The sequence below is a fragment of the Pseudomonas sp. ATCC 13867 genome, assembly GCF_000349845.1.
Lineage (GTDB): Bacteria > Pseudomonadota > Gammaproteobacteria > Pseudomonadales > Pseudomonadaceae > Pseudomonas.
This window is the reverse complement of sequence record NC_020829.1, coordinates 5,234,555-5,247,649: the sequence shown is the minus strand read 5'-3', so window position 1 is coordinate 5,247,649 and position 13,095 is coordinate 5,234,555. Positions and strand designations below refer to the sequence as shown.

At 67.6% G+C, this 13,095-nt stretch carries 11 protein-coding genes; 5 read left to right on the top strand and 6 right to left on the bottom strand.

All coding sequences use genetic code 11. The features are described from left to right. Window positions 1-2: 2 nt before the first annotated feature. Window positions 3-1,793 (top strand): acyl-CoA dehydrogenase C-terminal domain-containing protein, encoded by a 1,791-nt coding sequence (locus tag H681_RS23490; RefSeq protein WP_015479395.1) that lies wholly within the window; start codon window positions 3-5, stop codon window positions 1,791-1,793. A gap of 247 nt (window positions 1,794-2,040) precedes the next feature. On the opposite strand, the gene H681_RS23485 is transcribed toward H681_RS23490, so the two are convergent. Genes H681_RS23485 through H681_RS23475 form a run of 3 tightly spaced genes read right to left on the bottom strand, consistent with a single transcriptional unit; the run spans window position 2,041 to window position 4,657 of the window. Then, complete coding sequence (locus H681_RS23485; protein WP_041712759.1) at window positions 2,041-2,550, bottom strand: dihydrofolate reductase; 510 nt, start codon at window positions 2,548-2,550, stop codon at window positions 2,041-2,043. Window positions 2,551-2,570: 20 nt separating this feature from the next. Next, a complete protein-coding gene (locus H681_RS23480; RefSeq protein ID WP_015479393.1) occupies window positions 2,571-3,638 on the bottom strand; it encodes a hypothetical protein in 1,068 nt (355 codons plus the stop codon). Next, complete coding sequence (locus tag H681_RS23475) at window positions 3,635-4,657, bottom strand: hypothetical protein (protein ID WP_015479392.1); 1,023 nt, start codon at window positions 4,655-4,657, stop codon at window positions 3,635-3,637. The genes H681_RS23480 and H681_RS23475 overlap by 4 nt, the downstream gene beginning before the upstream one ends. Window positions 4,658-4,833: 176 nt before the next feature. Between H681_RS23475 and H681_RS23470 the strand changes: the two genes are divergently transcribed. Next, window positions 4,834-6,219 carry a DUF2868 domain-containing protein gene (locus H681_RS23470; RefSeq protein ID WP_015479391.1) on the top strand — a complete coding sequence of 462 codons (1,386 nt, stop codon included), beginning with the start codon at window positions 4,834-4,836 and terminating at the stop codon, window positions 6,217-6,219. Further along, complete coding sequence (locus tag H681_RS23465) at window positions 6,212-7,585, top strand: GTPase/DUF3482 domain-containing protein (protein WP_015479390.1); 1,374 nt, start codon at window positions 6,212-6,214, stop codon at window positions 7,583-7,585. Before H681_RS23470 ends, H681_RS23465 begins: the two co-directional genes overlap by 8 nt. Before the next feature lie 87 nt (window positions 7,586-7,672). Here the strand turns inward: H681_RS23465 and H681_RS23460 are convergent, their stop codons facing one another. Both H681_RS23460 and H681_RS23455 read right to left on the bottom strand, forming a co-directional pair. Next, a complete protein-coding gene (locus H681_RS23460; RefSeq protein ID WP_015479389.1) occupies window positions 7,673-8,140 on the bottom strand; it encodes a metallophosphoesterase family protein in 468 nt (155 codons plus the stop codon). 50 nt (window positions 8,141-8,190) lie between these two features. Next, window positions 8,191-9,582 (bottom strand): uracil-xanthine permease family protein, encoded by a 1,392-nt coding sequence (locus tag H681_RS23455; RefSeq protein WP_015479388.1) that lies wholly within the window; start codon window positions 9,580-9,582, stop codon window positions 8,191-8,193. Window positions 9,583-9,685: 103 nt separating this feature from the next. On the opposite strand from H681_RS23455, the gene H681_RS27155 reads away from it, so the two are divergent. Next, window positions 9,686-10,324 (top strand): pilin, encoded by a 639-nt coding sequence (locus H681_RS27155; protein ID WP_330217869.1) that lies wholly within the window; start codon window positions 9,686-9,688, stop codon window positions 10,322-10,324. A 196-nt stretch (window positions 10,325-10,520) separates the two neighbouring features. Here H681_RS27155 and ilvD read toward each other — a convergent pair whose 3' ends face one another. Continuing rightward, entirely contained in the window at window positions 10,521-12,359 is a 1,839-nt protein-coding gene (ilvD, locus tag H681_RS23445; RefSeq protein WP_015479386.1) for a dihydroxy-acid dehydratase, read from the bottom strand. A gap of 376 nt (window positions 12,360-12,735) precedes the next feature. Here ilvD and H681_RS23440 point away from each other — a divergent pair, with 376 nt between their 5' ends. Then, window positions 12,736-13,050 carry a hypothetical protein gene (locus H681_RS23440; protein ID WP_015479385.1) on the top strand — a complete coding sequence of 105 codons (315 nt, stop codon included), beginning with the start codon at window positions 12,736-12,738 and terminating at the stop codon, window positions 13,048-13,050. Window positions 13,051-13,095: the final 45 nt, after the last annotated feature.

The following is a 13,095-nucleotide window of genomic DNA, read 5'->3' as shown; positions in this document are numbered from 1 at the left end:
ACATGAGTTACCAGGCACCCCTGCGCGACATGCGCTTCGTCCTCCACGAGCTGTTTGACGTCAGCGCCCATTGCGAGCAACTGGGCAACGGCCTCGACCGCGAGCTGATCGACGGCGTGCTGGAAGAAGGCGCGCGCTACACCGGCGAAGTGGTCGCCCCACTGAACCGTAACAGCGACGAGCAGGGCGCGACCCTGCTGAACGGCGAAGTCACCACGCCCGACGGCTTCCGCGAGGCCTACCGGCAGTACTGCGACAACGGCTGGGCAAGCATGACCGGCCCGACCGAATTCGGCGGCCAGGGCTTCCCGCAGATGGTCGCGGCCAGTTTCCACGAGATGCTGATGGCCGCCTCGCTGTCCTTCCGCGTCTATTCCGGTCTCACCGAGGGCGCGGTGCTGGCGCTGTACAAGCACGGTGCGGCGGAACTGCAGCGCGACTACCTGGCGAAGATGGTCAGCGGCGTGTGGACCGGCACCATGTGCCTCACCGAGCCCCAGGCCGGCACCGACCTGGCCCTGCTGCGCACCCGTGCCGAACCGCAGGCGGACGGCAGCTACAGCGTCAGCGGCAGCAAGATCTTCATCAGCGGCGGCGAGCAGGACCTCTCCGAGAACATCGTCCACCTGGTGCTGGCGCGCCTGCCGGATGCGCCGGCCGGGGTGAAGGGCATCAGCCTGTTCCTCGTGCCCAAGTTCATCGCCAACGCCGACGGTACGCCGGGCGCGCGCAACGCCCTGAGCTGCGGCGCCATCGAGCACAAGATGGGCATCAAGGGCGCGTCCACCTGCGTGATGAACTTTGACGGCGCCACCGGCTGGTTGATCGGCCAGGCCAACCAGGGCCTGGCGTGCATGTTCACCATGATGAACGACGCGCGCTTCCAGGTCGGCCTGCAAGGTCTGGGCATCGCCGAGCGCTCCTGCCAGGGCGCGCTGGCCTATGCCCGCGAGCGCCTGCAATCGCGTGCGCTGACCGGTGCGGCCGAGCCCTCCAAGGCCGCCGACCCGATCATCGTCCACCCGGACGTTCGCCGGATGCTGCTGACCCAGAAGACCCTCACCGAGGGTTGCCGGATGATCGCCGCGCTCTGCGCCCGCGAGCTGGACCTGGAACACGGCCACCCCGAGGCGGACGGTCGCAGGGCAGCGAGCAAACGTGCGGCGCTGCTGATTCCCATCGTGAAGTCGTTCTTCACCGACGTCGGCCAGGAGGTGTCCAGCCTCGGCGTGCAAATCTACGGCGGCCACGGCTACATCCGCGAGTGGGGCATGGAACAGCTGATGCGCGACAGCCGCATCACCCAGATCTACGAAGGCACCAACGGCATCCAGGCGCTCGACCTGATCCGCCGCAAGCTGCTGGGTGACGGTGGCGCGGAGCTCAATGCACTGATCGGCGAGCTGGCCGCCGCCTGCGAAACCGCCAGCGCCCACATCGAGCTGTCGACCCTGGCGGAAACCGTCCGGCAACGCCTGCTGGAATGGCGCAGCCTCACCAGCGAAGTGATCGCCGCCTGCCAGCGCGACCCGCAGGAAATCGGCGCCACCTCGGTGGACTTTCTGCAGTACTGCTCCTACGTATTGCTCGGTGGTCTCTGGCTACAGGCCGCCGGCGTGGCGCAGGCGAAGCTGGTGGCCGGCGAGGGCGACGCGGACTTCTACCGTGCCAAGCTCGCCAGCGCCGAGTTCTACGTCAAACGCATCCTGCCGCGCGCCAGCATGCACCGCGAGGCCCTGCTGGGCGGCGCGGACTGCCTGATGGGGCTGGATGCGGAGCATTTTGCGTTCTGATGGGCGGGTAAAGAAAAACGCCGCGCCGGTTAACCGGGGCGGCGTTTTTCCCGGTGGGCCTGGAGTGGGACGTGCCCTCACCCCAGCCCTCTCCCAGGGGGAGAGGGGGCCGTACGTGCCGAGATAAACTCCATTCTCCCTGACTCACCGGCTGATAACAGACTCCCAGAGCGCTCCGGACAGTCCCCTCTCCCTCTGGAGCGGGGCGCGTAGCCAGGGTTAGGGTGAGGGGCCCTGCTCTGAAATTTCAAGCCCGCTCCCACACCTCGAACGCATAAGCCGGCGTCTCGCCCTCCGCGTCATGCTCGATGCTCGACGCCAGGTGCCAGTGCGCCTCGTCCACTTCCGGGAAGTGCGCATCGCCCGTCGGGCTCAGGCCCACGCGGGTCAGGTAGAGACGGTCGGCACGCTCCAGCGCCTCGCCATACAGCTGCGCGCCGCCGATCAGCATCAGCTCCTCGGCTTCCTCCTGCTCGGCCCATTGCGCGGCGCGCTCCAGGGCGGCGTCGAGGCTGGTGAAGACTTCCGCGCCGTCGAGCGTCAGGCCCGCCTGGCGGGTGACCACGATGTTCAGCCGGCCCGGCAGCGGGCGGCCGAGGGAGTCCCAGGTCTTGCGGCCCATGATCACCGGCTTGCCCAGGGTCATGGCCTTGAAGTGCTTGAGGTCCTGCGGCAGGTGCCAGGGCAGGCGGTTGTCGACGCCGATCACGCGGTTCTCGGCAAGGGCGGCGATCATCGCCAGGGGCAGTTGGGCCATCTCGACTCCAGTGGTGAACATCAGCGGGAACTCCCGTTGCCAGAGGATACCAGCCGCTCGCCGTCGGCGGGGCTGGCCGGTGGCGGAACGCGCATGAAGAAGGTGCCGTCCTCGTTGACCTGGGTGATGCCGGTGGCCAGCACCTTGCGATAGTCCTTGAGGTTGAAGGCCAGGGTCTGGTCCGCGTGCTCGGCCTTGAGCAGCACCTGGGAGTAGGTGATGAGGATCTCGAAGATCTTCAGGTCGCCCGATTGCAGCCAGATGTAGGACTGCCCGGCCTGGCGCGGCGGTTCGAAGGCCAGCGAGGCGGCGCCCGGCTTGGGCGCGAATTTCAGGTGCAGGCCCTTGGCGTCCAGCCAGCTGGATTCGACGCGGCCACCGATGCCCACCAGCGGAAAGACCTGGTGGTAGTTCAGGTGCATCACGTTGTCCTGCAGCACCGCGCCGGGGCGCTCCAGGGTCACCAGCGAATCCAGGCGCAGGCCCACCAGGCTCATGGCGCCGTAGCTGGGCACGCCGAGCACCTTCACGCTGTCGGGCTGGTAGTCGAGGTTGTCGCCGTCGAGTTTCACCGTGCCGGAGAGCCGCAGCGGCAGCCAGGGGCCGACGCCCAGCGGCTGCACTTCGCCCGCCACCAGCAGGCGGTCGCCTTCGACGCTCAGCTTGAAGTCGCGCAGCATGGTTTCCGGGTAGGCGAGAATGTGCTGGTTGAACAGGTTGGCGAGCTGTTCGGGGCTGAGGATCACCTCGCCCTCGGAGACCTCGATGCGCATGTCCTGCGGGCGGTCGAAGTCGATCGGCTCGCCGGCCTTGAGCGGCACCAGCCAACCCTTGAGCTGCGGGCTGTGGAAGCCGACGCCGCCCTGGAAATACATGTCCACGTTGTTGAGCAGGATGCCCACGCCGTCCTGGCCGGAGTCGCGCAGGCCGCCCGGCCGGCTGGCCTTGAAGTCCGCCGCCGGCGGCGTCTGCTGGAACCAGCCCTGGCGCAGTACGCCCAGTTCGCGCTGTTGCTTGTCGATGGCGCTCTCGGCGACGGCCTGGCCGGCCAGCGTGAGGCAGAGCAGGGAGGCAAGGAGGGTTCTCATAGGGCTTTCTCCTCCGGGGCGGGCGCCTTAACGGGCGAGACGGCGATGTGTACCATGCCGTCTTCGCGCAGGCGGATTTCGCCGTACTGCAACTGGCGGCGGTAGTCGTACAGATTGAACAGCAGCGGCGCATCGGGGCTCAGGCTGGTGAACAGCGCGTAGGCCTTCACCAGGATGGTCCGCGCCATCTTGATGTCGCCGCCTTCGATGAACATGTAGCTCTGCGGCGCCTTGAGCTGCGGCCATTTCAGCTCGGCCAGCTCGCTGCCCAGCAGCAGGTCCATGCCGCCGTCGGCGAGCTTCAGGCTACGCACGGTGAAGTCCAGGCGCGGCGGCGGGAACAGGCCGTCGAGGTCGACCAGGATGCGGTTGCCGATCAGCTGCATGTGCGCGGTGTGCAGTTGCAGCACCTCGGACATCTCGATGGAGGCGGCGCTCAGCGAGGGCGTGACGTCCACCCCGTCGACGAAGATCCGCTGCGGTACTAGCGCCACCTTCAGCGGCCCGGCCTGCTCGATCCCGGTGACCATCCGCAGCGGCCGCCAGCGGCCCTTGCGCAGCAGTTCGCCGTGGACTTCCTGGCCATCGGCGCGAGTGCTGAGCTTGAGGTTGCGCACCGGCGCGTTGGCGTTGCGCAGCTCCTCGTTGAGCAGCGTGGCGAGGGTAGCGTCGGCGACGAAGATGTCCCCGGCCTGGATGCGCGCGACCATGGATTTCGGATCATCCAGCATCAGCGGCGTGCCGGCGCCCGCTACCGGGCTCATCTGGATCAGCATCCTGCGGATGAAGAAGCCGATGTCGTCATGCAGGCGGAAGTCGGTGTGGCTGATCCACAGTTGCGAGGTGTTGCTGTCGGACTGCCGGGCGCTGACCTTGGCGTCCAGCACGCGCGGCGGCACCGCCTGCATCAGCGGGGTGTCCGGGCCCCAGTCGGAAGGGCGCACCGGCGGGGTTTCCACGGCCGCCGCGGTGGCGGCGGCGAGCAGCAGGGGCAAGGCACTGAGCAGCGAGCGCAGCATGGTGAGGCCTCATTGTTATTGTTGTAGGCGTGTTGTCCGGCGAGTCTGAGCCCGCGCGGCGTCGGTGCGAGCCCCTCCTTGGTTTGGTTGACGCCACCGGGTGTTACCGGCGGTGCCGGGACGCGGCGGCGAGCAGCGGTTATCCTTGGTGCCGAGTACCGATTGTCGGAGACCCCGTGAGCGAACCCCCCGCTTCCGCCCTCGAATCCCTGTGGCTGTGCGAGGCCGTGCGCCTGCGCGAGGAGCAGATCGGCCCGCTGGAAGACAGCGAAGCCAACCGCCGCGCTATCGTCAGCGGCGGTGATCTCGCCCGCCGCCTGCAACATCGCGCGCTGCTGCTCGCCGAACGCGACGGCCAGCTCGCCGCCCTGCGCACCTGGGTGCAGGGCTCGCGCCTGGCGTTGTACCTACTGCTGGCGCTGGCGCTGTTCACCGGCGGCGGCCTGGCCTTCGCCGCCCTTGGTGATGGAGTGCGCCCGGTCAACGTGTTCTGGGCCCTGGCCAGCCTGCTCGGCCTGCACCTGATTACCCTGATGGGCTGGACCCTGGCCTTCTTCGCCGGCGGCGAGGCGACCGGTGCGCTCGGCCGCCTGTGGTTGTGGCTGAGCGGCAAGCTCGCCCGCGACGCCCACGCCGCCCAACTGGCGCCCGCGCTGCTGGTGCTGCTGGACCGGCAGAAACTCACGCGCTGGGCGCTCGGCCTGCTGGTCCACGGTCTCTGGTTCGTCGCCCTGGCCAGCGCGCTGGGCGTGATGCTGGCGCTGCTGGCGACGCGACGCTACGGCTTCGTCTGGGAGACCACCATCCTCGGCGGCGATACCTTCATCGCCCTGACCCACGGCCTCGGCGCGCTGCCATCACTGCTCGGCTTCCCGCAGCCGGACTCGGAGTTGGTGCGCGCCAGCGGCGATGCCCTGGTGGCCAGCGAGAACGCGCGCCACGCCTGGGCCGGCTGGCTGGTGGGGATTCTGCTGGTGTACGGCGTGCTGCTGCGCGGTGCGCTCTGGCTGCTTTGCCTGTGGCATTGGAAGCGCGGGCGTGCGCAGCTGGCGCTGGATGTCTCGCTGCCCGGCTACGCCCTGCTGCGCGAGCGCCTGATGCCGGCCAGCGAGCGCCTGGGTGTCAGCGATGCCGCGCCGGGCGAGCTGGTCGAGCCGCAGGCGCAAGCCCCGGCGACCACCGCCGACGGCGCCGTGCTGGTGTCCATCGAACTACTCGACCGGCCCAACTGGCCGCCGAAGCTGGCCGAAGGCATCGCCAATGCCGGCGACCTCGACGACGGTGCCCAGCGCCGTCGGCTGCTGGAGCAGCTCACTCGCTACCCGCCGGCGCGCCTGGTGATCGCCTGCGACCCGCGTCGCTCGCCGGATCGCGGCACCCTGGCGCTGATCGCCGAACTCTCGCGCTGCGCCGCCGCCACCCGCATCTGGCTACTGCAGGCGCCGGCGGGCGAAGCGCTGGACGCCGAGCGCCTGGGCGACTGGCACGCCGGCATCGAGCGCCTGCAACTGCCGCACACCTCGGCATCGCCCCTGGGCTGGCTGGAGACCGGGCATGACTGATGCGCTGAAACTGGCCGTGGTCGGCCACACCAACGTCGGCAAGACCTCCCTGCTGCGCACCCTGACCCGCGACGTGGGCTTTGGCGAGGTGTCCCACCGTCCCAGCACCACGCGGCATGTGGAAGGCGCGCGGCTGTCGGTGGACGGCGAGCCGCTGCTGGAGCTGTACGACACGCCCGGCCTGGAAGATGCCATCGCCCTGCGCGACTTCCTCGATGGCCTGGAACGCCCCGGCGAGCGCCTGGACGGCCCGGAGAAGCTGCGGCGCTTCCTCGACGGCAGCGAAGCCCGTGGCCGCTTCGAGCAGGAGGCCAAGGTGCTGCGCCAGTTGCTCGCCTCCGACGCCGGCCTCTACGTGATCGATGCCCGCGAGCCGGTGCTGGCCAAGTACCGCGACGAACTGGCAGTGCTCGCCGCCTGCGCGCGGCCACTGTTGCCGGTGCTGAACTTCGTCGCCAGCCCGCAGCACCGCGAGGAGCAGTGGCGCGAGGCGCTGTCCCGTCTCGGCCTGCACGCGCTGGTGCGCTTCGACAGCGTGGCGCCGCCGCTGGATGGCGAGCGGCGTCTGTACGAAAGCCTGGCGTTGCTGCTGGAGCGCGCGCGCCCGCAGCTGGATCGGCTGGTGGCCGATCACGAGGCCCAGGCCGTCGCTCGCCGCGAGGCCGGGGCGCGATTGATCGCCGAACTGCTGGTGGATGTCGCCGCCTGCCGCCAACTGGTGCCCGCGGGGGATGCGGCGGTGCGCGACGCCACCGAGGCGCTGCGCAATCAGGTGCGCAAGCGCGAAGACACCTGCGTGAAGGCGCTGCTCAGTCTCTACGCCTTCCGCAAGGATGACGCCCGCGCGGCCGACCTGCCGCTGCTCGACGGACGCTGGGGCGATGACCTGTTCAACCCGGAAACCCTGCGCCAACTGGGCATTCGCCTCGGTGGCGGCGTTGCGGCCGGTGCGGCGGCGGGGGCGGGGATCGACCTGCTGGTCGGCGGCCTGACCCTCGGCGCGGCCACTGCGCTGGGTGCCATCGCCGGCGGCGCCTGGCAGACCGTTGGCCACTACGGCCAGCGCCTGCTGGGCAAGCTGAAGGGCAGCCGCGAGTTGTCGGTGGACGACAGCGTGCTGCGCCTGCTTGCGCTGCGGCAGCGGCAACTGCTGGCGGCCCTGCAGACGCGCGGGCATGCGGCGGTGGAAGCGATCCAGGTGCAGTCGCCCGAAGACAAGCAGTGGCGCGAGGGCAAGCTGCCCGAGGCGTTACGCAAGGCGCGGGCGCATCCGGAGTGGTCCGGCCTCAATGGCCGCTTGCGCAGCGAGAAGACCGAGCGCCAGGAGGCGGTGGCGCAGTTGGCCACGCAGCTGCTCGAGCCGTGAACACGGCGTGGCGGCGGTTCGCGAGCAAGCTCGCTCCTACGAAGAGCTGCGCCCGCGCTGTAGGAGCGAGCTTGCTCGCGAACACTCTTAGACGAGCGAAATCATCTTCACCTCGGCCTTTTCCTCGCTCAAGGTCAGGATCGCCAACGCAATCGGCAACTTGAACCGCCGTGGCCCCGCGCTGCCCGGATTCAGGTACAGCACGCCATCGCGCACCTCGTTCAGCGGTTTGTGCGAATGCCCCGCCAGCACCACATCGACGCCTTCTGCCACCGGGTCGATAGCCAGCTGCTTGAGGTCGTGGATCAGGTAGAGCCGCAGCCCGCCCAGTTCCAGCCGCAGCGTTTCCGGCAGCGCGGCGGCCCAGTCGTCGGTGTCGTTGTTGCCACGCACCACGTCCAGCGGCGCCAGTTCGCGGAGTTGATCGAGGAGTGATTCGGGGCCGATGTCGCCCAGGTGCAGGATGCGCGCGCAGCCTTGCAGCGCCGCCAGCGCTTCGGGGCGCAGCAGGCCGTGGGTGTCGGCGATGACGCCGATGCGCAGGGAAGAGGTCATGCCAGGGAGCATAAACGACGACGCCACCCGAAGGTGGCGTCGTGGCTGGATCAGCCGTTGTGCGAGACCTTGGTGGCGTCGAGCTCGGGCAGGAACCAGTTGAGCAGCAGGGCGCAGATGCCGCCGGTGGCGACGCCGGACTCCAGCACGTTGCGCAGCGCATGGGGCATGTGCGCGAGGAACTCCGGCACCTGCGATACGCCCAGGCCCAGGGCCAGGCTGACGGCGATGATCAGCAGCGCGCGACGGTCCAGGTGGATGCCGGCGAGAATGTTGATGCCCGAGGCGGCGACCGCGCCGAACATCACCATCGCGGCGCCGCCCAGCACCGGCTCCGGCACGGCCTGGATCACCCCGGCGACGCTGGGGAACAGGCCCAGCACGATGAGCATCGCGGAGATCCACAGGCCGACATGGCGGCTGGCGACGCCGGTCAGCTGGATCACACCGTTATTCTGCGCGAACACCGAGCTGGGGAAGGTGTTGAACAGGCCGGCCAGCAGCGAGTTGGCGCCGTTCACCAGCACGCCACCCTTGATGCGCTGCATCCACAGCGGGCCTTCCACCGGCTGGCGGGAGATCTTGCTGGTGGCGGTGATGTCGCCGATGGCTTCCAGCGAGGTAACCAGGTAGATCACCAGCATCGGGATGAACAGGCTCCAGGAGAAGCCCAGGCCGAAGTGCAGCGGTACCGGGACCTGGAAGGCCGGCGCTTCGTGCATGCCGGTGAAGTCCAGGCGGCCCAGGTAGCCGGCCAGCGCGTAGCCCACGGCCAGGGCGATGACGATCGCGCCGCTGCGCATCCATACCACCGGGATGCGGTTGAGGATGACGATGATCGCCAGCACCAGGCCCGACAGCATCAGGTTTTCGCCGTTGGCGAAGGTGCCGTTGCCCATCGCCGAGAAGCCGCCGCCCATGCTGATCAGACCGACCTTGATCAGCGTGAGGCCGATCATCAGCACCACGATGCCGGTGACCAGCGGGGTGATCAGGCGCTTCACGAAGGGCAGGATGCGCGATACGCCCATCTCCACGAAGGAGCCGGCCATGACCACGCCGAAGATCGCCGCCATCACCGCTTCCACTGGCGTACCGTTCTTCACCATCAGCGCACCGCCGGCGATCAGCGGGCCGACGAAGTTGAAGCTGGTGCCCTGGACGATCAAGAGGCCCGCGCCGAACGGCCCGAAGCGCTTGCACTGGACGAAGGTGGCGATGCCGGAAATCACCAGCGACATCGACACGATCAGGTTGGTGTCGCGCGGCGATACGCCCAGCGCCTGGCAGATCAGCAGGCCGGGGGTGACGATGGGCACGATGATCGCCAGCAGGTGCTGCAGCGCGGCGAGCCACGCGATCGGCAGGGACGGGCGGTCTTCCAGGCCGTAGACCAGATCGGGCTGGGACTGGGCGGCGGACGGGTTTTCGAAGGAACTCATGGGGGCGGTCCGGGAAAAAAGAGCGCGATTTTACTGGCCTGGACCGGGATCGCACAGTGCCATGAGACAAGGGAGGACGAACGGGAAGGAGGATTTCGTTCAGATGGGCACTAAAGGGCTGCGGCTGCGTCTTTCAGTGTTTCAGAAAAGGGAGAAATTTCAGCATCTTGCGCGGATTTGTCTGAATGCGGCGGTCTTTTGCGGCGACTTGAATGGAGCGAGTCCGGCCCGGCTCACCGGCGGCGGATTTCCATCAACGCTACAAAAGGATTTGATGATGAAGAACGTGCAACGTGGTTTTACCCTGATCGAACTGATGATCGTCGTGGCGATCATCGGCATCCTGGCTTCGGTTTCCCTTCCCTTGTATTCGAACTATTCATCGCGCGCGCGAGCGGCGGCGGCCAAGACCGAGTTGTCCGGGGTGAAGACGGCAGTCAGCCTCTGTATCGCGGAGGCGGCGAAATTGAGTGAATGCAAGACAGGCGACTTCGGGATACCCGAAGCCTTCGCGGAAACGTCGAACGTCACGGGTGGCTATTCGGTTGCCAGTGGTGTCATCGAAGCGAATACCGCGGCGACCGACGCGGAAGGCAATGCCCTGACTATCAAGTTGACGCCTGCGAAGGACAGCAAGACCGGCAATATCACCTGGGAAGAAAAAGGTTCGATCTGCAACGCGGAGCGTGGCATGAAGCCGGGGTATGGTGATTGTCCGAAGGCTGCGAAAGGTGACTCGTAAGGTTTAACGAGATCCGCAACCAGTCATCAGGTAGCGGGGTCGCATGAACCTGTAGGAGCGAGCTTGCTCGCTAACCCGATCAGCCTCGGCGTCACCGGTGGGCTCTGTTCGCGAGCAAGCTCGCTCCTACGAAAAGCATCGCAGACCGAAACAAGAAGCCCGGCATTCGCCGGGCTTTTCAGTGTCACTGCCAGGCTCAGCCGTCCAGCAGCGCCTTGTTGCGCACTGCGCCCTTGTCGGCGCTGGTGGCCAGCAGGGCGTAGGCCTTCAGCGCGGTGCTCACCTTGCGCGCGCGCGGCTGGGCCGGTTTCCAGCCCTTCTTGTCCTGCTCGGCGCGGCGGGTGGCCAGTTCCTCATCGCTCACCAGCAGGTTGATGCTGCGGTTGGGGATGTCGATCAGCACCTTGTCGCCGTCCTGCACCAGGCCGATGGCGCCGCCGGCGGCGGCTTCCGGCGAGGCGTGGCCGATGGACAGGCCCGAGGTGCCGCCGGAGAAGCGGCCGTCGGTGAGCAGGGCGCAATCCTTGCCCAGGCCCTTGGACTTCAGGTAGCTGGTCGGATAGAGCATTTCCTGCATGCCCGGGCCGCCTTTCGGGCCTTCGTAGCGGATGATCACGATGTCGCCTGGCTTCACTTCGTCGGCGAGGATGCCCTTCACGGCGCCATCCTGGCTTTCGAAGATCTTCGCGCGGCCTTCGAACACGTGGATGGATTCGTCCACGCCGGCGGTCTTCACGACGCAGCCGTCGAGGGCGATGTTGCCGTACAGCACGGCCAGGCCGCCTTCCTGGGAGTAGGCGTGCTCGACGCTGCGGATGCAGCCTTCGGCGCGGTCATCGTCCAGGCTCGGCCAACGGGTGTTCTGGCTGAACGCGACCTGGCTCGGGATGCCGGCGGGGCCGGCCTTGAAGAAGGTGTGGACCTTCTCGTCGGTCGTCTGGGTGATGTCCCATTCGGCAATGGCCTCACGCATGCTCGGGCTGTGCACGGTGCCCACGTCGGTGTGCAGCAGGCCGCCGCGGGCCAGTTCGCCGAGGATGGAGAAGATGCCACCGGCGCGGTGCACGTCTTCCATATGGTACTTCTGGATGTTCGGTGCGACCTTGCACAGCTGCGGCACCTTGCGCGACAGGCGATCGATGTCACGCAGGTCGAAGGCGATCTCCGCCTCCTGGGCAGCGGCCAGCAGGTGCAGGATGGTGTTGGTCGAGCCGCCCATCGCTATGTCGAGGGTCATGGCGTTCTCGAACGCCTTGACGTTGGCGATGCTGCGCGGCAGCACGCTGTCGTCGCCTTCGCCGTAGTAGCGCTGGCACAGCTCCACCGCCAGGCGGCCGGCGCGCAGGAACAACTGCTCGCGGTCGGCGTGGGTGGCCAGGGTCGAACCGTTGCCCGGCAGGGACAGGCCCAGGGCCTCGGTCAGGCAGTTCATCGAGTTGGCGGTGAACATGCCGGAGCAGGAGCCGCAGGTCGGGCAGGCGCTGCGCTCGTACTCGGCGACCTTCTCGTCGGAGCAGGAGTCGTCGGCGGCGACCACCATGGCGTCCACCAGGTCCAGGCCGTGGCTCGCCAGCTTGGTCTTGCCGGCCTCCATCGGGCCGCCGGAGACGAACACCACCGGGATGTTCAGGCGCAGGGCGGCCATCAGCATGCCGGGGGTGATCTTGTCGCAGTTGGAGATGCAGACGATGGCGTCGGCGCAGTGGGCGTTGACCATGTACTCCACGGAGTCGGCGATGATCTCGCGCGACGGCAGGGAATAGAGCATGCCGTCATGACCCATGGCGATGCCGTCGTCCACCGCGATGGTGTTGAACTCCTTGGCCACGCCGCCGGCTTTCTCGATCTCGCGGGCGACCAGTTGGCCCAGGTCCTTCAGGTGCACATGGCCAGGCACGAACTGGGTGAAGGAGTTGGCGATGGCGATGATCGGCTTCTTGAAGTCTTCGTCCTTCATCCCGGTGGCGCGCCAGAGGGCGCGGGCGCCAGCCATGTTTCGGCCGTGGGTGGAGGTTTTCGAGCGGTAATCGGGCATGACAGGTTCCTGCGCATCAGGTCACGGTGGGAGTCGATCCGGGTCTTTAAGTGCGGCGGCGTGCAGCGGGTAGGGCTGGCCGGCGAGACCTTGAGCGGACTCTGATTTCGTATCGTGAGCGCGGTACGCACCGGATGCAAACGGCAGATGGCCTTGCATGGGCGAGGTTGGCGCGGGGCGTGGCGGGGTCACCGCCTGCTCGGCCGGGGCTCACAGGCCCGCCGGGGGATAAATGGCAGGAATGCCCGGATTCTACGCCGGGCCTTGCCGCCAGGGAAAGGCTGGCGGTCGGTACGGGGCATAGACTTTCACCGCGCTGGCGTGGTCTGAATGGCCAGTGGCGCTTTCCCGTCCCATTCGTTGAAGGAGCAACCCCATGAAGGCTACCCGCATCGCCCTGCTCGCCGTGCTTTTCGTCGGCGCTGTGCAGGCTTCGTCCGATGAGGCCTGGCAGGCGCAGGACAAGCAGCAGCGCGAAGCCTGCCTGGCGCTGAGTCATCTGCAGAACAAGAAGGTGCTGGGTTCGCCGGTGCTGCTCGACGACGGTGTGGGCTATACGGCACTGATGATCGGTGGGCGCTATCCCCAAAAACACATGCAGGGCAAGCAGGGCCGCGAGCTGTGCCTGTTCGAGCGCAAGACCGGCAAGGCGGTGATCAGCGAGGCGGATTCGCTGATGCCGGTGAAATGAAAAACGGGGCGCTCCCTTGCGGAAACGCCCCGTTTTCTGACCTGC